Raw genomic sequence first — 21,516 nt, 5'->3', positions numbered from 1 at the left:
CTCGCAGTAATTCAACGGGGAAGGACGAAACACCGAGTTTTTATGAAAAAAATACCAGTCAGTATAGCAGAATGATATCCGTGACGAAAATCAACTTAATTTTTCTGAAAGAAAAATTAGTACATAAAAAAGAGGTAGGTTGTCAGTTCAGCTTTTCGCAGTAATTCAACGGGGAAGGACGAAACACCGAGTTTTTATGTGAAAAAATACCAGTCAATATAGCAGAATGATATACGTGACGAAAATCAACTTAATTTTTCTGAAAGAAAAATTAGTACATAAAAAAGAGGTAGGTGAGATTGATGGATGAGAACCAAGAAGAGCTAGAAATACATTTCCAACAATTACGGGAGGAACTGGATCAGAATGATCTGCAGTCGTTCCGTGATCATTTCTTGGAAATGCATTTTTATGATCAGGGACAATTTTATCAATCGTTGAATCATGAAGAGCGGCAGCTTGTCTATTCTTATTTATCACCTAAAGAATTAGCGGATATGTTTGATGTCATTGAAGAAGACGATGAACATGTGGATGAATATCTAAATGAGATGCGCCCACAATATGCGGCTGATATGTTATCTGAAATGTACACCGATAATGCAGTGGATTTACTGAACGAATTAGACAAAAAACCAGTGGCAAAATATTTAAGCCTGATGGATTCTGAACATGCGAATGAAATTCGCGATCTGCTTCATTATGAGGATGATACTGCGGGCTCCTTGATGACGACAGAATATGTCTCGATCGTGGCGAATCAAACGGTTCGTTCTGCAATGTATGTTTTGAAAAAAGAAGCTCAAATTGCTGAGACAATCTATTATACTTATGTAGTGAATGATGATAATCAATTGGTCGGCGTAATTTCTTTACGGGATTTGATTGTCAATGATGATGATACCATGGTTTCAGATGTTATGAGTGAACGAACAATCTCAGTACATGTAGGTGATGATCAGGAGGATGTGGCACAAACATTCCGAGACTATGATTTTCTAGCATTGCCAGTAACAGATTACGATGATCATTTATTAGGAATCGTGACAGTCGATGATATCATTGACGTAATCGATGATGAAGCGGCAAGTGACTATTCTGGTTTGGCTGGGGTCAATGTTGAAGAGGTCGATGAAAATCCTGTTAAGGCAGCTTCGAGACGGTTGCCATGGCTGATTACTTTACTATTTCTTGGAATGACAACGGCGACGCTGATCAATCACTATGAAGCGCTGGTTAGTAAAGCAAGTATTTTAGCAGTTTTTATCTCGTTGATTACTGGGACTGCCGGAAATGCCGGAACACAATCACTTGCGGTAGCAGTAAGGCGTTTGGCAATTTCGGATGATAGTGAGAAAAATTTTGGAAAGCTAGTACTTGGTGAAATTTTAACCGGGCTTGTGACGGGGTTAGTTACCGGGATAACGATTTTTGTGATCGTTGGTATTTGGAAACACAACTTCATTTTAGGTTTTGTTATAGGAACGGCGATGATGGCTGCTATTACAGTGGCGACGTTAGCCGGCAGCTGGATTCCAATGGTCATGGAAAGATTGGGTTTTGATCCAGCCGTTGCCAGTGGACCGTTTATTACGACCCTGAGTGATTTGACAAGTGTACTGATTTATTTTAATATTGCTAGTCTCTTTATGGAAAGATTTATTGGACAGTGAGTGAAGATTTAAAAGACATATGCTGAAAGTAGTGAGAAAATTTTGAAAAAAGCTTATGCCATTATTATTCGTAACGGGTTGATTTTATTGGTCCGCCGTCAAGGGATGCCTGTTTGGGACTTGCCAGGAGGCGAACTTCTTCCAGATGAGAATGAACGAGAAGGAGTGCAACGCTTAATTAAGGAGCTGCTTTCTTTTGATAGTAAAGTAGATGATTTGATCGGGATATATACAAAAGAGTATCATGATGAGATTACCTATGTATACAAGGTGCAAGAAGCGGTTTCGCAAAGTCAGATGGAGTCGCAGGATTATGTGGCGTTCAATTTCTTTGATCTTCATAATTTACCGTTGAATATTTTTCCAGATCGCAATCGTCAAATCAAAGATTACAAAACAGGACGTTATCCGGTTCGTTTGCGATTTAAGGAGAATCGGATTCTCATTCGAATTGAAAAATTTATCAAGGAACGAAAAAAAGAGAAGTGACTCATTCGAGTCGCTTCTCTTTTAAATTGTAACGATTTTTGTGCCATGCAGTTCGTTGACACCTAATGTTGTGGCAATTTTTTCTGCATTCTCAGCATTGATGCCGCCGCCGGGCAAAATGATAATGCGGCCATCCGCATAATCGATTAATTCTTTTAAATGAGGCAGATTTTCATCGATAGTGGTAGATAACGGACCGCCATGGGTTAGGATACGATCAATGCCTAGTTTAACAAACCAATCAATCGTTTTGAATTGTTCTTCATTGGACAGTTCGTCGAAAGCCATGTGGAAAGTTGTTAATACGCCTTCGCTGTTGCCTACCAGCATTTCTAATGCTTCTTCATCCACTTCGTTGTCTTCGGTCAAACAGCCGAACACCACGCCATCCGTTCCAGCATTTTTTGCATGAATCAAATCATTCTCCATGATTTTCAATTCAATATCATTGTAGACAAAATTTCCGCCGCGTGGACGAATCATCGTCATGACTGGTACATGATTTTCACCAGCATAAGTCAGTACTTCTTCGATCACGCCCAGACTTGGTGTCGTTCCACCGGCTGCCAGGTTATCGCATAGTTCAATGCGTCCTGCGCCTGCTTGGATCGCTTTTGGAATATCGGTATAATTTTCAGCGCAAAATTCTTTAATCAAGATTATATCCTCCGATTTCATATTAAATTTTAAAAGAAATAATTAATGATCCCGACGTATAGTTTAGCATATCTCGACGATAGTAGGAATAGAAGAACTATGCTATGATTAGATAGCAAAAAAAGGAGTGAAGAGATGCTTAAAAAAATTGATCGAAGCGCCTTGTTTTTGGGCAAGCATGCGGAATTGTTTCGTTGTCCGAACTGTCATCGCGAAATGACCCAACAAGAGAAAAGTCTTATTTGTGTAAATGGCCATCGATTTGACTTAGCTAAAAAGGGCACGCTCTATTTTTTGGATCATCAAATTAAAACTGAATATGGCAATGACATGTTTACACCGCGTGGACGAATGATTCGTTCGGGTATGTATCAGCCTGTGATTAAAAAAATCGCGAACTTAATGAAAACCGGGAATGTATTGGACGTTGGTTGCGGTGAAGGAAGTTTCTTGCAGCAAATTACTCAACTAAAAGAAAATCCTGTATCCATCGGGTTTGATATTGCTAAAGAAGGGATTTATCTAGCTAGTAATCAACCAATCGAAGCTTTTTGGTGTGTCGCTGATTTAACGAACCTGCCGTTTACGGAGGATTCTTTTGATACGATTCTAAATATTTTCTCGCCTTCACACTATCGTGAATTTAAACGGGTGATGAAACCAGATGGCTGCGTGTTGAAAGTCGTTCCACAATCTGGCTATTTGCAGGAATTACGAGCGGTCTATCATCCTGACGGCGAAGCCTACTCGAATGAGGCGGTTATTCAACGTTTCACAGACGAGCTATCCCTCGACCATCGTGAACGAGTGACGTATGAGTTTAAAATACCAGAGGAAAATCGTTTGGATCTGTTAGAGATGTCGCCATTAGAATGGAAGGTTCCAGCAGATGTAAAGGCAAAATTAGCGGCGAATCCGTTGAAGAAAATAACGATCGATATTGAAATATTAAAAGGACATTAGAGTAATCGCTTTCATGTGGATTACTGAAAATAGAAGGTTGCATTTGTGACTTCGTGATGTTATAGTACAAACAAGTTGTTTTTCATTGGTTTTTATCAGGTTCCTGTTCTGATAAAAGTTAGTGAAAAGTGCTTCACTAACGTAGCGACTCGCCGTGCTAGACACCGAGTTGGTACGTTTTTTTTTACGGTTTTTGTGGTTTCGAAAAAGGATTTCTGAAACCGAAGAAGCTGACAGTTGTTCTTCTTGCTTGGGCAGATCAGGGGAAATCTTCTTTTATTATTGAACAAGCTGTAAAATACCGTCCTGATTTGTTTCATATATAAGTAAGTGACTGTTCTATGTGCGAGATTATTTTGAATACTTACATTAGAAAATAAAGATAGAAATAAGAACGAGGGAAAATATCATGACAAACCATATCGTATTATTTGAACCACAAATTCCAGCGAATACTGGAAATATCGCACGAACTTGTGCGGCAACCAATTCACCTTTACATTTGATCGAGCCTTTAGGTTTTTCCACCGATGATAAGCATTTGAAGCGGGCAGGACTTGATTACTGGAATGATGTGAATATTACTTACCATAAAAATTTGGCCGCATTTTTAGACTACTTAGGCGATCAGCCTTTGCATTTGATCACAAAGTTCGCCAATAGTACGTATTCAGAAATTGATTATACTGACGGTGCAGATCATTTCTTTATGTTTGGAAAAGAGACCACAGGCCTGCCGGAAGTGTTCATGCGAGAAAATGAGGAGAAGTGTTTACGTATCCCGATGAATGATGAACATGTTCGCTCGTTGAACCTTTCCAATACAGTTGCTCTAGTCGTTTACGAAGCGTTGCGGCAGCAAAGTTTTCCTAATTTAGAATTGACGCATCATTATGAACACGATAAGTTAGATTAGATAATAAGGACTTAGAAAGGGATTTTTATGAAACTTTATTTTACTCGTCACGGGAAAACTCGGTGGAATCAGGAGAAACGTTTTCAAGGCATGATGGGGGATTCTCCTTTGCTGCCTGAAAGTTTGGAAGCAATCAAAGCGCTGGGAAAAGAATTAAAAGATGTTCCATTCGAAAAAATTTATACCAGTACATTGAAGCGAGCATACCTGACAGCAGAAGGGATCAACAAGCAATTAGCACACCCAACAGAAATTATTCGTTCAGAAGATTTGCGGGAGCTGGGACTGGGAACCTTGGAAGGCCAATTGATTCCAGTGATTGAAGAACGTTACCCGAAAGATATGGTCAATCTGCGCCATCATTTAGAATTCTATGATCCTACTCCATTTGAGGGAGAAAAAATCGAAGATATGTTGAAACGAATCAATGATTTAGTGGAGAAAGCGGTAGCCGAGGCCAAAGAAGGTCCGCTTCTTTTTGTCGGTCACGGTGCAGCCTTGACTGCGGCGATCCAAGCATTAACCGGAAAGCCGTTAAACGAATTAAGGGAAATGGGTGGCTTATTCAATAATAGCTTGACGATTCTGGAGGCAGACAACAGTAAGCCGCCTTATCAAATGATTCAATGGAATGATGTCCGCTTTTTAGAAGGAACCGGATCAAAACCAGATTCCTTACTCTAATAGCGAAAGGAGGAGCGAAATGTCGGAAGAACAGTTATACATCGTGGGAACACTAAAAGTGATCTTTTTTCAAAATCCCAGTAATTTTTATAAGGTTATGTTGATCAAAGTCAGTGAGACAAACAGTGATTATCTTGAACAGGAAATTGTTGTAACGGGAAGTTTTGGCGATATGCAAGAAGATGAAGACTACCGCTTCTTCGGACATTTTGTCGACCATCCTCGTTATGGCAAGCAATTTTTAGTGGAGAGTTATGAACAAGCACATCCGACTTCTGCTAACGGCCTAATCAACTATCTTTCTAGTGAAAAGTTTCCTGGGATCGGAAAGATAACCGCGGAAAAAATAATCGAGGTTTTAGGCGAAGAAGCGATCGATCAAATTATGGAGAACCCGGCAGTGTTAGCGAGGGTTCCTAATTTGAATGTAAAAAAGCAGAAGGTTATTGTTGATACGATTCGACAAAACCATGGGATGGAGCAGATCATCGTCGGCTTGAGCCGTTACGGATTTGGAAGCCATCTGTCATTTGCGATTTTTCAAACCTATCGAAATGAAGCGTTAGAGGTCATCGCAGAGAATCCTTACCAATTGGTAGAAGATATTGAGGGGATTGGGTTCAAAAAGGCAGATAGTTTAGCTGAACAGCTAGGTATCTCAGCTGACAGTCCACAACGGATTCGGGCGGCGATATTTCATCAAGTCAATGAGGACGCGAACCAAAGCGGTGATACTTACGTAGAGGCACAGCAACTTTTGACGGAAGTTTTGCAGCTGTTAGAAACTTCTCGACCAGTCGAGATTGCTCCCGATCAAATTGCTAGTATGATTATCCAATTAGTTGAAGAGGAAAAAATTCAGCAGGAAGCAACGAAAATCTATGAAAATACCCTGTTTTATAGTGAATGGGGCATCGCTTCTTCGATCGAACGGTTATTGGCTCGTAAAAAAGAGATCAACTATCCGCAAGAGACAGTAGATAAAAAGTTGCGAACTATAGAAAAGTTATTAAAAATTACGTATGGCGATTCTCAAGATCAAGCCATTAAAGAAGCTATCCGTTCGCCGTTATTCATTTTGACGGGCGGACCCGGAACGGGGAAGACTACTGTAATTGATGGGATCGTTAAGCTGTTTGCTGAATTGAATGATTTGTCTTTAGACCCAAAGGATTATACGAATGCAATCTTTCCCATTCTATTAGCGGCTCCAACTGGCCGGGCAGCAAAACGCATGAACGAAACTACGGGTCTTCCTGCCAGCACGATTCATCGATTATTAGGCTTGAATGCGAATGATGACACGCCTGATATTGACGCTAAAGAACTTGATGGCGGGTTGTTGATCGTGGATGAGATGTCGATGGTGGATACTTGGTTGGCTAATACGTTGTTAAAGGCGATCCCTAATAATATGCAGGTAATCTTCGTAGGAGATAAAGACCAATTGCCGTCTGTTGGACCGGGACAGGTTTTTCATGACTTACTGCAGATTGAAGACATTCCTAAGATGGAATTGACAGATATTTATCGCCAAGGGGACGGATCCTCGATCATTCCGTTAGCCCATGAGATCAAAGATGGAAAATTGCCGCAGGATTTTCGAAAAAATCAAGCCGATCGTTCTTTTCTTGCTTGCCATGCTTTTCAAATGGAAGAGGTCATTAAGCAAGTTGTTGAGCGGGCGAAGAAAAAAGGCTTTACTGCACAAGATGTTCAGGTTTTAGCTCCCATGTATCGTGGTCCCGCGGGAATTGATGCAATCAATAAAATGATGCAGGAAATTTTCAATCCCAATGATGGACGGAAAAAAGAGGTTCAGTGGAACGATGTCGTTTACCGTATCGGTGATAAAGTTCTGCAACTCGTTAATAATCCGGAACTTAATGTTTTTAATGGCGATATGGGGATCATTGTTGGAATTATTCCAGCAAAGGAATCGGAAGATAAAGTGGATGAATTAGTCATTCAATTTGATAGTAATGAAGTTAGTTATAAACGTACAGAATGGAATAAAATCAAACTTTCTTATTGTTGTTCGATCCATAAGTCTCAAGGGAGTGAATTCAAAATGGTTCTCTTGCCGATGGTCAAACAATATTCTCGGATGCTGCAACGGAACTTGCTGTATACAGCGGTAACCCGAAGCAAGGATTTATTGATTTTACTAGGTGAGGAAGAAGCTTTCCAAGCATGTGTAAACCGAGAATCCGCTGTGCGAAAAACGACGCTGATCGAGCGAATCTTGAATGGGACGGAAGTTGCTCCTGCGCAGCCTAAGGCAGAACCATTTAAAGCGGTAGAAGAAAAACAAAAAAATACAGTGAATGAGCCAACGATTTTGACACCGAAGCTAATTGCTGCACAAGCGATAGATCCAATGATTGGAATGGAGAATGTCACGCCAGCAATGTTCATGTAGGATATAAAAAGGACTGAAAAATAAATCCATGGATTTATTTTTCAGTCCTTTTTTCTGCATACCAAATGTGTTGTGTCGCAGTGGAGAAGTTCATATCAAATGATCGCTCGCCCATGTCCTCGCCATCGGCTTGACCATGTTGCGGAACAACTGAGACGATTCGGATTTTGCTGCTAGTAAAATGCTTGTAGTGCTTATTTTCAGTATGTCTTTTTCGCAGAAGCTGGATTAGAAAGCGTAAGATCGCTGGTAGATTTGGTTTTTCTACCACCACAAGATCGATCGTGTCTTTTTTAGGATCAGCCATCGGTGCGATCGCCACACCGCCGCCAAAGTAAGGAATATTCGTAGTGGTACATAGGAAAGTTCGTTCAAAGCTTAAAGCTTGCCCATTCAACTCGACGAGAATCGGAAACGTTTTTTGAGTAAAGATTGCCTTCACCAAATAAAGTGCATAGGATGCCGACCCTAAGTGATATTTATTTAGCACCTTTTTTGAAGTAGAAGCGTTCGTTGTGGCAACGATCAAGGCATCTAACCCAATGCCGACATTGTTCAGGATAACTCCCTGTTCCTCGCGGATTTTTTCCTCATAATGAAAAACATTAATCGGTTGTGGTTTTAACGCAGAGGTAATTTGTTCAAAGGCTTTCTCCGGTTCGCGTGACAAACCGATACCGCGTGCGAAATCATTTCCCGAACCAGCAGGAATATAGCTGACAGGAAGGTGACGATCCAAGGCATAAAATTGACTGACAACCTCATGTAAGGTACCGTCGCCGCCGATCACAACTAGCAGATGAAATGAATTATCAACATGCTCTTTTTCGCAATTTTCCGACCATGGGCTGAGTAAATCGACCAAACGACCTACGATTTCTCTTTCATCCCCAGGTTCTTCAGTGTAATAGGGTGTGTATGTATAATCACCGTCATCAAGTAACTGGATGATTTTTTCAGCTGTCTTCGCCGCGTTGCCGCTGCCGGCTGCGGGATTGATTAAAATATGATAATGAAAATTCATGTCCTCGATCCTTTCAAAAATTGATTATAACAGAGTAACGAAAGGAACTGTAGAAAATTGAATCATTTTTTCTTGTTCTGGGCAAAGAAAACTCTCTCCACAACAAGAGGAGAGAGTGCATTTAGTAAATCGTTCATTCTGTTTCCGATCTTTGGATGAACCAGGTAATGATTTTTTTATCGTAATTTGAGGCCTCATAATCGCGGTTTATGTTAACGATGTTAGAAAGGGAATCCGTGGTTACAGCCAATGTTCCCCAAATATAAAAGGAGTGTTCATGGTCTCTGTTCTCAATTTTATATTTTTCCACTAACGGTGCACGAGTGCTGCAACAGCCATAATTTCCAGATGTCCATCGATCTTTGATGACAGCCTGCCCATCTTGTTGCGCTTTTATATACAATTTCTCTAACTCGTCGTTGATCCCTATCATGGTTAACCCCCTTCTTTCATTCAAAAAAAGAATAGCTTACACTAAGATTGTAGCATCACTCGATCGAATAATTCAATTTTGCAACACTATCGAAAAAAGCAAGAGTTGACTTACAATCTTAAAAAAAGTATGCTGTAAAAGGTTTACAGCGGTTCATCAACCATCCCGCTTAAAAAAAACTTGGAGAAAGAAGGATAATTATGAATATGGTAGAAAGAAAGCGAGTCAATGTTGTGGTGACCAACGGAATCATCATGGCGCTATATTTGGCTCTGACGATTTTAGTATCACCGGTAGCATCAGGAGCGATCCAGTTTCGTATCTCTGAAAGTCTGAATCACTTGGTCGTGTTTAACCGTAAATATTTATGGGGAATCTTTGGCGGAGTCGTAGTATATAACGCGATCTTTGGCATGGGTTGGCTAGATGTTGTTTTCGGCGGCGGTCAAACATTGTTAGCCTTAACCTTAACAGCGGTCTTGCAAAATATTATTAAAAATACGAAAGTTCGTTTAGCGTTGAATGTCGTATTCTTTAGCGCAAGCATGTTTATGATCGCATGGATGCTGAATTTGACAGCGCAACTGCCCTTCTGGCCGACATACGGCTGGACGGCTTTGAGTGAAGCAATCATTATGACAATTTCAGCACCAATCATGTATTATTTGAATCAACGATTAAATTTTGCAAAACAAATATAAAAAATGGCGATCCTAATTTAATAGGATCGCCATTTCTATTCGAATGATTAATCTTGCATCGTTAAAGATTCAACTTCTTGAATCTCAAAATGCTTCCGTTCCAGATAATCGATGATTTGGTTCATTTTGTTCTCATCGACACCTGCAGGCAAAGTGAATAAAGTCCGGCGACCTTTGAATTCTTGACCGACATCTAAGGTGATGCAGCTTGCAATGGTCGTAAACTTAGAAATGATTTTCGACATCGCGGCTAAATCGCCACGTTTGCCAGTAGAAACGACAGTTATTACATAGCTGCCGGTTTGGATATTCCAAGACTGTGATAACATATTTAATAAAGTACTGTGAGTCAAGATGCCATAAAAATGGTGGTCTTCATCTAAAACAGTAATGTATGGCAATTCTTTAATCGTAAAAAAGATTTTAAAAAATGACGTGTCTAGCGAGATAAATTTTGTTGCGTTTTTAAGTAAATGAGTGACAGGTAAATCCATGTCGCCACCATTCGCTTTGTGCCGGTAAATGTGCATTTTGTAGATATTGCCTCGGAAAATTTGATCGCTTTCATCAAGAATCGGGACACAACGGAAACCCGTACCTTCTAAAATGTCCAGTGCTTCTTGCAATGTCGTCGATTCATTGATCGTGGTCAAATTCTCTTTGGGATAAACGAGACTTTTTAATAACATCCAATAACCCTCCAATAAAGCTATTCGTTCTTTCATCATATTATCATATTCTCTTAGATAAAGAAATTCATTTTAGAAACAATTCAAATTGGCAAACAACAACTAAAGAAAGAATTACAGCTCTAAGGAAAGATTGACATAAAAAAGGATAGATGATAATGTTAATCTGTGACTTTTCGGGTTTACTCATTCGCTGTTTTACGCGATGGTATACGACATGAAAAATGAATACATTAAAAAGAATTAGGAGTAGATCGCTATGGCTACAAAAAAAGCGGCTCTAGCCTGCACTGTCTGTGGTTCAAGAAACTACACAAAATCAGTGAGTGAAGGCAAACGCGGTGAGCGTTTAGAGATCAATAAGTTTTGCAAACATTGTAATCAGTACACGATACATAAAGAAACAAAATAACTTACAAATTAGGGGGATAATCCATTGAACTTTTTACGTAGTGTCAGAGAAGAAATGAAACTTGTTTCTTGGCCTTCAAAAAAACAATTACGTCATGATTCGCTAGTTGTAATTGAAACAGCGATCATTTTTGCTTTGATGTTTTTCATCATGGATACAGCGATTCAAGCACTGATTAATTTGATCATTCGCTAGTAGCCAATTCAAAAAAAGCATGTTATACTGTTTGAGAGAAAAAACCTTGGTACTGCTGAGGTTTTTTTATTTTAGAACGAGGAGCCGATGGCAAAAATGGAATCTTTTGAAAAACAATGGTATGTGCTACATACTTATTCCGGCTATGAGAACAAAGTAAAGGCAAACATAGAATCACGTGCACAAAGCATGCGGATGGAAGACTATATTTTTCGTGTAGTTGTCCCTGAAGAAACCGAGACAGAAGTTAAGGGTGGCAAGGAAAAAGAAATTGTCCACAAAACCTTCCCCGGATATGTATTAGTTGAAATGGTCATGACTGATGATTCTTGGTATGTTGTTCGAAATACACCAGGTGTAACAGGTTTCGTTGGTTCACACGGTGCCGGAAGTAAGCCAGCGCCATTGATGCCAGAGGAAATCAATCATATTTTACGTTCATTAGGTATGAACACGCGTCAGCATGATTTAGAAGTGGAAGTTGGCGAAACAGTGAAAATCATCGAGGGTGCTTTCGCAGGTTTGGAAGGTGTCATTACTGAGATTGATGAAGAGCGCGATAAAATCAAAGCAAACATCGATATGTTTGGTCGTGAAACAAGTACTGAATTGGACTTCGACCAAATCGATAAAATTTAAGTAATCGACTAAGTCAAGACAAGCTGTCTTGGCTTTTTTTGTATTTAGCATGTGATGACTGTTTTTGAATAGTAAATGTCTCAATATGAACGGGTTGCAAAAGTTTTTTTGTTGAGTTAACGGTTCTTTATGCCTATAGTAGGAAGTAGAAAAAATAAATGATGAATAGAGCTGTTTAATGGAAAATAGAAATGGGGTTGAAGCATGAAAAAAATAGTTTTAAGCATACTCGCTATCGGAGTTATTCTCGTACTCGCTGGATGTGGTTCTGGCGAAACAAAGGAAGTGGGAAAAACCGAAACGGCACCAACGGAAACGGCGTCTAAAGAAAAAAATGATGAGAAAAAAAGTGCAATTCCTACGATTTTTATTCATGGGTATGGTGGTACGATGAATTCTTTTGGCGGTATGATCCAGCGATTAAGCGGGGAAGGCAAAACGAAAAAAGAAATGCTGATTACTGTTCAAGCAGATGGAACCTTGAATGTGGATGGGCAACTAAGTAAGAAAAAAGATAATCCTAGCATTCAGGTGTTGTTTGCAGCTAATAAGGACAATGAATGGAACCAAACAGAATGGATTTATTCTGTCTTACAGTATTTGAAGAAACAGGGGATAACGCAAGTCAATTTAGTGGGTCATTCGATGGGTGGAGTCAGTTCGTTACGATATTTGACAACCTATGGTCAACCCAGCGATGCGCCGGTAATAAAAAAATTTATTTCGATTGGTGCGCCCTTCAATGATTTCACCGAGTCAGCAGAATCAATTGATGATGTATTGAAAAATGGTCCAGATGCACAATCCAGCAGATATACAGATTATGAAAATGGGCTCTCTAATGTACCGAATACCTTGCCCATTTTATTAATAGCAGGAAAATTAGATGAAAATACCGCATCAGATGGTACGGTTCCGCTTAACAGTGCATTGGCGACATATTCTTTATTGGAAGCGCATGGTAATCCAGTTGAGTATCAAATTTTTACTGGCCAAAATGCGCAGCACAGCCAATTACATGAGAATTTAGAGGTAGACGAAGCTGTTGCTGACTTCCTATGGAAATAAGTGATGCTCCAATGAGGTACTAAAAGTCTCTCCAGTAGGGGCAGCAAATCTTTTTTAAATGAATGCATTCTGTTTGAATGAGGAGACAGATTTCTTGCTTACTTTTTGTAAGAGTATTAAGATGGGTCATGTATTCAAAAGAAAGAAGGATTTATCATGACTTATCAAGCAAGTAACGAAGAACATCCAATTGAAATCATAAATATCGCATCACTCGAAGAGCGCGTGAAAGAGCGTATGGATAAGCGTATGGATAAAGGAGCGTTCGGATATATTCGCGGCGGATCAGAAGATGAATGGACAATGAAGGAAAACACTTCTTCGTTTAATAATAAAACAATCATGCCTCGCGTGCTGCGAGGTGTTGATCATGCTGATTTAACAACGAAACTTTGGGATATGGACCTTGCTACACCGATTATTCAAGCACCATCAGCTGCCCAAGGCTTAGCGCATGAAAAAGGTGAAGCGGATACGGCAAAAGGTGTCGCTGAGGCTGGTTCAATCTTTTCAATCAGTACTTATGCGAATACAACAATCGAAGATGCGGCTGCTGCTGCACCTGAAGCTCCCCAATTTTTCCAATTATATATGAGTAAAGATGATGGCTTCAATGAATTTATTTTAGACAAAGCCGTTCAAGCTGGAGCAAGAGCAATTATCTTAACAGCAGACTCAACTCTAGGCGGTTATCGTGAAGAAGACATTGTTAACCATTTCCAATTTCCATTGCCAATGCCAAACTTAGCAGCTTACAGTGCTAAAAGCGACAGCGGTGATGGTGAAGGAAAAGGAATTGCTGAAATTTATGCAGCAGCCAAACAAGGATTAGTTCCTGAAGATATCAAAAAAATCAAAGATTTAACGAATCTGCCAGTTTTTGTTAAAGGAATTCAATCGCCAGAAGATGCTGAAGTTGCGATTGCAGCAGGTGCTGATGGCATTTGGGTCTCGAATCACGGCGGTCGTCAATTAGATGGCGGTCCAGCCTCGTTTGATGTTTTGCCATTAATTGCGGGCGTTGTAAATAAACGTGTTCCCATCGTTTTCGACAGTGGCATTCGCCGTGGTGAGCATGTCTTCAAGGCTTTAGCTAGCGGTGCTGATTTAGTTGCAATCGGGCGTCCAGTAATCTATGGTTTGAATCTTGGCGGTGCCGAAGGTGTAAAGTCTGTCTTTGATCATTTGAACAGAGAACTTTCTATCACGATGCAGCTTGCCGGAACAAGAACTATTGATGAAGTTAAGAACACAAAATTGAATAATGCAAAATAACTCGTGAATAAAAACTTCCCAAGAAGAATACTTTTCTTGGGAAGTTTTTTTGTTTTTCTTGCACACATTTCTGTTTTAGTTTATTATTAACTAATAAATTAGGTTAGCCTAAAATAGAAAAGAGGGGTATCTGTGAAAACGATTCGCGTAGAAAGTCTATCCGTTGCTTATCGTGGGAAAATCGCTTTGCAGCATGTGAATTTAGAACTATCCGCTGGAAAATTAACTGGTATCGTTGGCCCTAATGGTGCTGGGAAATCCACCTTAATGAAAGGAATCCTGCAACTAATAAAAACACAATCAGGGAAAATTTTTTATGGGGACCAGCCGCTTAATAGACAAAGACAAAAAATCGCTTATGTCGAACAACGACAAGATATTGATTTGAGTTTTCCGATAGATGTTTTTGGTGTTGTACTGTTTGGAACATATCCGCATTTGAAAATGTTTCAACGACCTGGGAAAAAAGAAAAACGATTCGCAGCTGAGTGTTTGGAAAAGGTGGGCCTAGCTGAATTTTCAGATCGTCAAATCAGCGAATTGTCTGGTGGACAGCTCCAACGGGTATTTATTGCAAGAGCATTGGCGCAACAGGCCGAATGGATCTTATTAGATGAGCCCTTCGCCGGTATCGATGCGACCAGCGAAAAAATTATCATTGAGCTGTTGAAACAATTACGAGACGAAGGGAAGTCGATTGTCATTGTTCATCATGATCTCCATAAGGTAACGGATTACTTTGACGAAGTAATTTTACTGAATAAGGATTTAATTGCTTCAGGTCCAGTTGCTCAAACGTATACGACGAAAAATATGGAAAAAACTTATGGCAGTGAAATTACTCAGATGTTGAGAGTGGGAGGTGCTGACTTTGCTACATGATTTTTTTCAAGGATTAGTTGATTATCAATTTTTACAAAATGCTTTGCTCACTTCGATCATGGTCGGAATATCTGCGGGCGTGATTGGTTCCTTTATCATCTTACGGGGAATGTCATTGATGGGCGATGCGATTTCTCACGCGGTCTTACCGGGGGTTGCGATCTCTTATATGTTAGGCAGTAGCTATATTATTGGCGCAACATTTTTTGGAATTTTTTCTGCGGCATTAATTGGATTTGTTGGTAAACACAGCCGATTAAAAAATGACACGGCAATCGGGATCGTTTTTAGTTCTTTCTTCGCGTTAGGGATTATTTTGATTTCCTTTGCTCGAAGTGCGACGGATCTTTATCACATCTTATTTGGAAATGTTTTGGCGGTTCGAGACTCAGACATGTATCTAACAGCGATCGTGATGGTCATTGTATTATTAGCCGTCTTGCTTTTTTACAAGCAATTAAAATTAACATCCTTTGCACCAACAATGGCGCAATCTTACGGCTGGAACATCGGTGTGATCAATTATGGGTTAATGTTTCTGCTGACATTAGTAGCGGTGACTTCACTGCAAACGGTTGGGACGATTCTTGTGATAGCGATGTTAATTACACCAGCGGCTACAGCTTATCAACTGACCAATAAACTTTCCGTAATGGTAGGACTGTCAACATTGTTTGGTGTATTGAGTGCCATCATCGGGTTATATTTTAGTTACAGTTATAATCTACCTTCTGGAGCGACGATCGTACTGACGGCAGCTGTATTTTTCATTGCAGCATTTCTGTTTTCTCCAAGTAAGGGTCTGATCCAGCAGTTACGAAAAGATGCCCGTTCAGCTGCTTCAAGTATTAACTAAAGGTTAGGCCAATGTAGTAGGACATGAATCATTAAAAATCATTCTTAGAGAAAAGGAGTAAACACATGAAGCATAAAAAGATAATTTTTGCAGGGATCATTGGATTATTATTACTCGCTGGGTGTGGGACGAAAAATAATGAAACCACTGATACAAAAGATTCAAAGAAGTTAGAAGTGGTCGCGACAAATTCAATCATTGCAGATATGGTCAAAGAAGTCGGGAAAGATGAGGTAAGTGTTCACAGTATCGTTCCCGTAGGCACTGATCCTCACGAATATGAACCATTACCAGAGGATATTAAGAAGGCTAGTGAAGCGGATATCGTTTTCTATAATGGCTTAAATTTGGAAACAGGGAATGGCTGGTTTGATAAACTGATGGAAACGGCCAAGAAAAAGGAAAATGAAGACTATTTTGCAGTGAGCAAAGAAGTTGAGCCGATTCATTTGACTGGCAATAGCAAACAAGAAGATCCCCATGCTTGGCTGGATATTTCTAACGGTGTTTTATATGTTAAACAAATCCAATCTGTTTTGAGTGAAAAAAATCCGAGTAATAAGGATAGCTACCAGAAAAATGCGGAAGCGTATATCAAAAAACTTGAAGTATTGGATGCTTCGGCCAAAGAAGAATTTGCTGATATTCCAGCTGAGAAAAAATTATTAGTTACTAGTGAAGGTGCATTTAAATATTTTTCCAAGGCTTATGATTTAACAGCGGCCTATATTTGGGAAATCAATACGGAAAGTCAAGGAACACCAGAGCAAATGAAACAAATCGTTGAAAAGGTACGTGCCTCAAAAGTCCCATCGCTGTTTGTTGAAACAAGTGTCGATAAACGCAGCATGGAACGACTAGCAAAAGAAGTTGATCTGCCGATCTATAGTGATTTGTATACAGACTCGCTAGCAAAGAAGGGTGATCCGGGAGATAGTTACTACAAAATGATGAAGTGGAATCTTGATAAGATTCACGAAGGATTGATGGAATGATAAAAGCAGCTGATCAAACGATCAGCTGCTTTTCATTTGACTAAATTGTAGCTTTTTCTGGCTCGCCAAACACTTGTTTTTGTAAACGTAAACCAGTTGGAGTAGTAGCGACACCGCCTTCAGCAGTTTCCTTGAAGATTTGCGGCATTGCGCGACCAACCTTGTACATAGCTTCTACGACTTCATCTGGTGGGATGACACTGCGAATCCCAGCTAGTGCCATGTCTGCTGAGATAAATGCTTGGGAAGCCCCCATCGCGTTACGTTTTACACAAGGTACTTCAACTAACCCAGCTACAGGATCGCAAATCAGTCCCATGACATTTTTTAAAGTGATTGCTAAAGCATTCGCGGCCATTTCAGGAGTGCCGCCGTTCGCTGAGACTAAAGCTGCTGCTGACATCGCGCTGGCAGAACCAACTTCAGCTTGGCAGCCGCCTTCAGCACCAGAAATCGATGCGTTATTGGCCATGACAAGTCCGAAAGCACCAGCAGTAAACAAGAAATCTATTTGCTCCTCGTGAGTTAGACTCAACTTTTCCCGTGCGGCCATTAAAACACCTGGCAGTACGCCGGCACTACCAGCAGTAGGAGTAGCACATACTAATCCCATTTTTGCGTTAACTTCATTAACAGCGATTCCGTTACGGACAGCTTTCAGAATCGTTTCACCACTCATGAATTTACCGCTTTCGATATAGTCATTCATGCGTTTGGCATCTCCGCCAGTAATTTTTGTTACAGAAGTCACACCTTGAATGCCTTCTTCGATTGAACTTTCCATTACTTCTAAATTGCGTTCCATCAACGCAAGGATTTCTTCACGCGTACGATCTGTTAATTCCATCTCAGTTGCGATCATTAATTCGCCGACCGTTGGATAATCCTTTGCTTGTTCTACAAGCTCTTGGATCGAATAAAACATGACAATTCCTCCTTGTTCACAATAAATTGAAATGACTATTCACTTCATACCTAAATCAATTATTTAAAATAAGTCACACTTAAGACATCGTCTTCGCCTTTAATTTCTTGTCTCAATCCTTCTGGATCATCTGGGGTGTCATCGATCTCTAAAAGAACGATCCCGTTTTCTCCTCTAGTTTTACGAGTCATAGTTACTTTTCCGATGTTTAGTCCGTGTTTCATGAAGATTGTAGATACTCGTGAAAGTAAACCGGGCACATCCTTATTGATGATGATATACGTAGGGTTGCCCATGCCAAGAGAAATGCTGTATCCATTCATTTCCGTGATTTGAATATTTCCTCCGCCGATTGAGACACCGGTGATTGACATCTCCAAGTCACCTTTGATCATGCGTAAGGTCACAGTGTTAGGATGATCAGCAATTTCTTTTTTCGGTACAAAAAGAACTTCCATTCCTTGTTCATGAGCTATTTTCAATGAATCGGATAAACGGGGATCATCTGGATCCATCCCTAAAATACCGCCGACCAAAGCAATATCTGTTCCATGTCCGCGATATGTTTTAGCAAATGATTCATATAAATCGAATTCGACTGAATCGGGACGTTCCCCGAAAATCATACGGCAAACTTTTCCGATTCTTGCAGCACCAGCAGTATGCGAGCTGCTTGGGCCCACCATCACTGGACCGATAATGTCAAAAACACTTCGATATTTTAATACTTCCATTATTTTAACCCTCCTAAATTTATCCGATGAAAATCCTCATCAAGTCGACCATAGTGTAACATATACGCTTTCTGAAAATAGGAAGATTAATAATTTATTTTGTTATTCTCATAGTAGTTAAAGAGATTGTGAAGCGTTTTATTATTGTTGAAAAAGTTTTATGATTGTGTCCAGCTTTTGAGCACTAAGTTGATACTGAGACATATCAGCGCTATAGAAAAATCACTATGTGTCTCAGTAGTAAGGCTAAATTTTGAGCAAGTGTCTGATTATTGCTAAAAAAGCTAGTTCACTAAGCCGAACATAAAAAAAGTGCAACAGTAAGAAACCACTCTTGCATTCAATAAAAAATTCTGCTATGATAACAAAGTGTGTCTTGTACACGCTGTTTTAAGTGGGAGGAGAAATTTTGATCTCCAATTAACCACATCACGGACTCAAGGAGGTATGTCTCGTGGCAAAGAAAGTAGAAAAATTAGTTAAACTGCAAATTCCTGCAGGGAAAGCAACACCAGCTCCCCCAGTAGGTCCTGCACTAGGTCAAGCGGGTATCAACATCATGGGATTCACTAAAGAATTCAATGCTCGTACAGCTGATCAAGCAGGTTTGATCATTCCAGTAGTGATCTCTGTATATGAAGACCGTTCATTTACATTCATCACAAAAACACCGCCGGCTGCAGTATTATTGAAAAAAGCGGCTAAAATCGACAAAGGTTCTGGCGAACCAAACAAAAACAAAGTTGCAAAAGTTACTAGCGATCAAGTAAAAGAAATCGCTGAATTGAAAATGCAAGACCTAAACGCTGCTAACGTTGAGTCAGCAATGCGCATGGTTGAAGGAACTGCACGAAGCATGGGTATCACTGTCGAATAATTCGATAATTATCGATAAACCCAAGAAAGTAGCTTCTCAGTTGGCTCCCTATCTAAAGATACGGAACACGTGGGAGGTTCTACCGTTATAACCACATCAAGGAGGAAACAAAATGGCTAAAAAGAGCAAAAAAATGCAAGATGCATTAAAAAAAGTTGATACTACTAAAGCTTACCCAGTTGCGGAAGCAGTAGCACTAGCAAAAGAAATTAATTTCGCGAAATTTGACGCAACGGTTGAAGTTGCTTACAAATTGAACGTAGACCCTAAAAAAGCAGACCAACAAATCCGTGGAGCAGTTGTGCTTCCAAACGGAACTGGTAAAACTCAAACTGTTTTAGTATTCGCTAAAGGCGAAAAAGCAAAAGAAGCAGAAGCTGCTGGCGCTGATTTCGTTGGCGACGATGACATGGTTGCGAAAATCCAAGGTGGATGGTTCGACTTTGACGTTGTTGTAGCGACACCTGACATGATGGCTACAGTTGGTAAATTAGGTCGTGTGCTTGGACCAAAAGGTTTAATGCCTAACCCTAAAACTGGTACTGTAACAATGGATGTTACAAAAGCTGTTGAAGAAGTTAAAGCTGGTAAAGTAACTTACCGTGTTGATAAAGCTGGTAACGTTCATGTGCCAATCGGTAAAGTATCATTCGACGATGCTAAATTGGTTGAAAACTTTAACACAATCAACGAAACTTTAGTAAAAGCAAAACCTGCAACTGCTAAAGGCCAATACATCAAGAATATTTCACTAACTACAACATTTGGACCTGGTATCCATGTTGAACAAAGTGCTATCTAATTTATTTTAGAAAAATACTTGACTCGGCTAGCTTATCTATGGTAAGTTAGTCGAGGTTAAATATTAACTGTACCGAAGACAGTAGGCGACGCAAGTCTTAATTTCCTACCGAGGACGTTTATTGAGAATCTTCAATAGTCCCTCTATGTCTACGGTGGCATAGGGTATTTTTTTGCTTTCAGCAAGGAATGCTCTTCCATCAAAATCAGGAGGTGAAACATATAATGAGTGAAGTAGCAATCGCTAAAAAAGCCGCTATCGTTGATGAAGTCACTGAAAAATTCAACGCTGCAGCTTCAGCTGTTATCGTCGACTACCGTGGTTTAACTGTAGATCAAGTGACTGAATTACGTAAACAATTACGCGACGCAAACGTTGAAATGAAAGTTATCAAAAATTCTATCTTAGTTCGTGCAGCTGAAAAAGCTGGATTGAACGGATTAGAAGAAGTATTCTCAGGACCTACTGCTGTTGCATTTAGTAATGAGGATGTAGTTGCTCCAGCTAAAATTATCGACGAGTTCGCTAGTAAAGCTGACAAACTAGAAATCAAAGGCGGTATCATTGAAGGAAAAGTAGCTTCTATCGAAGAAATTACTGCTCTTGCAAAACTACCGAACCGCGATGGACTTCTTTCTATGCTATTATCTGTTCTTCAAGCGCCAGTCCGCAACGTGGCTTACGCTGTGAAAGCAGTCGCAGAAAAAGAAGAAGAAGTAGCTTAATCGCTGCATAAAATATAAACTAAAAAAACTTACCTAAACGGAGGAAATTTAAAATGGCATTGAACATTGAAAACATTGTCGAAGAACTTAAAGGCGCGACAATCTTAGAACTAAACGACTTAGTAAAAGCTATCGAAGACGAATTTGGCGTAACTGCTGCTGCTCCTGTAGCTGCTGCTGGTGCTGCTGCAGGACCTGCTGCTGAAGAACAAACTGAATTCACAGTTGAATTGACAGCTGTAGGCGACCAAAAAGTTAAAGTTATCAAAGCAGTTCGTGAAGCAACTGGCTTAGGCTTGAAAGAAGCTAAAGCTGTAGTTGATGGCGCTCCTGCACCAGTTAAAGAAGACGTTTCTAAAGAAGATGCTGAAGCATTAAAAGCAGCTTTAGAAGAAGTTGGCGCTTCTGTAACATTAAAATAATCACTTTTGATTATTCCTACAGAGATCTGATTTCAGATCTCTGTTTTTTTGTCTTTTT

The 21,516-nt window shown here is 39.9% G+C and carries 25 protein-coding genes and 1 other annotated feature; of the genes, 19 read left to right on the top strand and 6 right to left on the bottom strand.

The features are described 5' to 3' along the window. Positions 1 to 302 precede the first annotated feature (302 nt). Both mgtE and IGI38_RS08980 read left to right on the top strand, forming a co-directional pair. Positions 303 to 1,673, top strand: a complete 1,371-nt coding sequence (mgtE, locus tag IGI38_RS08985; RefSeq protein ID WP_438728975.1) for a magnesium transporter — start codon at positions 303 to 305, stop codon at positions 1,671 to 1,673. Positions 1,674 to 1,715: 42 nt separating this feature from the next. Further along, positions 1,716 to 2,162: an NUDIX hydrolase gene (locus IGI38_RS08980; protein WP_438728973.1), complete on the top strand. Its 447-nt coding sequence runs from the start codon at positions 1,716 to 1,718 to the stop codon at positions 2,160 to 2,162. Between the two features lie 21 nt (positions 2,163 to 2,183). Here IGI38_RS08980 and IGI38_RS08975 read toward each other — a convergent pair whose 3' ends face one another. Continuing rightward, complete coding sequence (locus IGI38_RS08975) at positions 2,184 to 2,819, bottom strand: copper homeostasis protein CutC (protein ID WP_438728971.1); 636 nt, start codon at positions 2,817 to 2,819, stop codon at positions 2,184 to 2,186. 135 nt (positions 2,820 to 2,954) lie between these two features. On the opposite strand from IGI38_RS08975, the gene IGI38_RS08970 reads away from it, so the two are divergent. From IGI38_RS08970 to recD2, 4 genes are all read left to right on the top strand, one after another. Continuing rightward, a complete protein-coding gene (locus IGI38_RS08970) occupies positions 2,955 to 3,782 on the top strand; it encodes a methyltransferase domain-containing protein (RefSeq protein WP_438728969.1) in 828 nt (275 codons plus the stop codon). A 409-nt stretch (positions 3,783 to 4,191) separates the two neighbouring features. Further along, positions 4,192 to 4,698 carry a tRNA (uridine(34)/cytosine(34)/5-carboxymethylaminomethyluridine(34)-2'-O)-methyltransferase TrmL gene (gene trmL / locus IGI38_RS08965; RefSeq protein WP_438728967.1) on the top strand — a complete coding sequence of 169 codons (507 nt, stop codon included), beginning with the start codon at positions 4,192 to 4,194 and terminating at the stop codon, positions 4,696 to 4,698. A gap of 27 nt (positions 4,699 to 4,725) precedes the next feature. After that, positions 4,726 to 5,382, top strand: a complete 657-nt coding sequence (locus IGI38_RS08960) for a histidine phosphatase family protein (RefSeq protein WP_438728965.1) — start codon at positions 4,726 to 4,728, stop codon at positions 5,380 to 5,382. Between the two features lie 19 nt (positions 5,383 to 5,401). After that, the gene (gene recD2 / locus IGI38_RS08955; RefSeq protein WP_438728963.1) at positions 5,402 to 7,804 is read left to right on the top strand and encodes an SF1B family DNA helicase RecD2; all 2,403 of its coding nucleotides are present in this window, start codon (positions 5,402 to 5,404) and stop codon (positions 7,802 to 7,804) included. Between the two features lie 34 nt (positions 7,805 to 7,838). Here recD2 and IGI38_RS08950 read toward each other — a convergent pair whose 3' ends face one another. Both IGI38_RS08950 and IGI38_RS08945 read right to left on the bottom strand, forming a co-directional pair. Next, entirely contained in the window at positions 7,839 to 8,828 is a 990-nt protein-coding gene (locus IGI38_RS08950) for a diacylglycerol/lipid kinase family protein (protein ID WP_438728961.1), read from the bottom strand. Between the two features lie 133 nt (positions 8,829 to 8,961). Then, the gene (locus tag IGI38_RS08945) at positions 8,962 to 9,261 is read right to left on the bottom strand and encodes a hypothetical protein (protein ID WP_438728959.1); all 300 of its coding nucleotides are present in this window, start codon (positions 9,259 to 9,261) and stop codon (positions 8,962 to 8,964) included. Between the two features lie 197 nt (positions 9,262 to 9,458). Between IGI38_RS08945 and IGI38_RS08940 the strand changes: the two genes are divergently transcribed. Beyond that, positions 9,459 to 9,962: a QueT transporter family protein gene (locus IGI38_RS08940; RefSeq protein WP_438730388.1), complete on the top strand. Its 504-nt coding sequence runs from the start codon at positions 9,459 to 9,461 to the stop codon at positions 9,960 to 9,962. Positions 9,963 to 10,009: 47 nt separating this feature from the next. On the opposite strand, the gene cbpA is transcribed toward IGI38_RS08940, so the two are convergent. Then, on the bottom strand, positions 10,010 to 10,651 hold the full coding sequence (gene cbpA / locus IGI38_RS08935) for a cyclic di-AMP binding protein CbpA (protein WP_438728957.1): 642 nt from the start codon (positions 10,649 to 10,651) through the stop codon (positions 10,010 to 10,012). Positions 10,652 to 10,910: 259 nt separating this feature from the next. On the opposite strand from cbpA, the gene rpmG reads away from it, so the two are divergent. The 8 genes from rpmG (at position 10,911) to IGI38_RS08895 (ending at position 16,973) form a co-directional block, all read left to right on the top strand. Then, positions 10,911 to 11,063 carry a 50S ribosomal protein L33 gene (gene rpmG, locus IGI38_RS08930; protein WP_010739830.1) on the top strand — a complete coding sequence of 51 codons (153 nt, stop codon included), beginning with the start codon at positions 10,911 to 10,913 and terminating at the stop codon, positions 11,061 to 11,063. Between the two features lie 24 nt (positions 11,064 to 11,087). Then, positions 11,088 to 11,258, top strand: coding sequence for a preprotein translocase subunit SecE (gene secE, locus IGI38_RS08925; protein ID WP_010746478.1), 171 nt, complete (start codon positions 11,088 to 11,090; stop codon positions 11,256 to 11,258). A 96-nt stretch (positions 11,259 to 11,354) separates the two neighbouring features. Beyond that, complete coding sequence (gene nusG, locus IGI38_RS08920; protein WP_438730384.1) at positions 11,355 to 11,897, top strand: transcription termination/antitermination protein NusG; 543 nt, start codon at positions 11,355 to 11,357, stop codon at positions 11,895 to 11,897. 204 nt (positions 11,898 to 12,101) lie between these two features. Beyond that, positions 12,102 to 12,965, top strand: a complete 864-nt coding sequence (locus tag IGI38_RS08915; protein WP_438728954.1) for an alpha/beta fold hydrolase — start codon at positions 12,102 to 12,104, stop codon at positions 12,963 to 12,965. A 156-nt stretch (positions 12,966 to 13,121) separates the two neighbouring features. After that, positions 13,122 to 14,240 (top strand): lactate oxidase, encoded by a 1,119-nt coding sequence (locus IGI38_RS08910; protein WP_438728952.1) that lies wholly within the window; start codon positions 13,122 to 13,124, stop codon positions 14,238 to 14,240. A 132-nt stretch (positions 14,241 to 14,372) separates the two neighbouring features. Further along, positions 14,373 to 15,122 carry a metal ABC transporter ATP-binding protein gene (locus IGI38_RS08905; protein ID WP_438728950.1) on the top strand — a complete coding sequence of 250 codons (750 nt, stop codon included), beginning with the start codon at positions 14,373 to 14,375 and terminating at the stop codon, positions 15,120 to 15,122. Then, positions 15,112 to 15,978 carry a metal ABC transporter permease gene (locus IGI38_RS08900; protein WP_438728948.1) on the top strand — a complete coding sequence of 289 codons (867 nt, stop codon included), beginning with the start codon at positions 15,112 to 15,114 and terminating at the stop codon, positions 15,976 to 15,978. Before IGI38_RS08905 ends, IGI38_RS08900 begins: the two co-directional genes overlap by 11 nt. 65 nt (positions 15,979 to 16,043) lie before the next feature. After that, positions 16,044 to 16,973 (top strand): metal ABC transporter substrate-binding protein, encoded by a 930-nt coding sequence (locus IGI38_RS08895; protein ID WP_438728946.1) that lies wholly within the window; start codon positions 16,044 to 16,046, stop codon positions 16,971 to 16,973. Positions 16,974 to 17,013: 40 nt separating this feature from the next. On the opposite strand, the gene sdaAA is transcribed toward IGI38_RS08895, so the two are convergent. Together sdaAA and sdaAB are read right to left on the bottom strand one after the other, a co-directional pair. Beyond that, positions 17,014 to 17,898, bottom strand: a complete 885-nt coding sequence (gene sdaAA / locus IGI38_RS08890; RefSeq protein WP_438728944.1) for an L-serine ammonia-lyase, iron-sulfur-dependent, subunit alpha — start codon at positions 17,896 to 17,898, stop codon at positions 17,014 to 17,016. 59 nt (positions 17,899 to 17,957) lie between these two features. Beyond that, positions 17,958 to 18,632, bottom strand: a complete 675-nt coding sequence (gene sdaAB, locus IGI38_RS08885) for an L-serine ammonia-lyase, iron-sulfur-dependent subunit beta (protein ID WP_438728942.1) — start codon at positions 18,630 to 18,632, stop codon at positions 17,958 to 17,960. 454 nt (positions 18,633 to 19,086) lie between these two features. On the opposite strand from sdaAB, the gene rplK reads away from it, so the two are divergent. The 4 genes from rplK (at position 19,087) to rplL (ending at position 21,458) form a co-directional block, all read left to right on the top strand. After that, a complete protein-coding gene (gene rplK, locus IGI38_RS08880) occupies positions 19,087 to 19,509 on the top strand; it encodes a 50S ribosomal protein L11 (protein WP_207110171.1) in 423 nt (140 codons plus the stop codon). 112 nt (positions 19,510 to 19,621) lie between these two features. Beyond that, positions 19,622 to 20,311: a 50S ribosomal protein L1 gene (gene rplA, locus IGI38_RS08875; protein ID WP_438728939.1), complete on the top strand. Its 690-nt coding sequence runs from the start codon at positions 19,622 to 19,624 to the stop codon at positions 20,309 to 20,311. Between the two features lie 54 nt (positions 20,312 to 20,365). After that, positions 20,366 to 20,492: a sequence feature (ribosomal protein L10 leader region), on the top strand. A gap of 43 nt (positions 20,493 to 20,535) precedes the next feature. After that, positions 20,536 to 21,036 (top strand): 50S ribosomal protein L10, encoded by a 501-nt coding sequence (gene rplJ / locus IGI38_RS08870; RefSeq protein WP_438728937.1) that lies wholly within the window; start codon positions 20,536 to 20,538, stop codon positions 21,034 to 21,036. A 53-nt stretch (positions 21,037 to 21,089) separates the two neighbouring features. Further along, a complete protein-coding gene (rplL, locus tag IGI38_RS08865; RefSeq protein ID WP_010781344.1) occupies positions 21,090 to 21,458 on the top strand; it encodes a 50S ribosomal protein L7/L12 in 369 nt (122 codons plus the stop codon). Positions 21,459 to 21,516 lie beyond the last annotated feature (58 nt).

The organism is Enterococcus sp. AZ128, assembly GCF_051714485.1.
Taxonomy (GTDB): Bacteria; Bacillota; Bacilli; order Lactobacillales; family Enterococcaceae; genus Enterococcus_A.
This window is presented reverse-complemented; position numbering and strand designations above follow the sequence as displayed.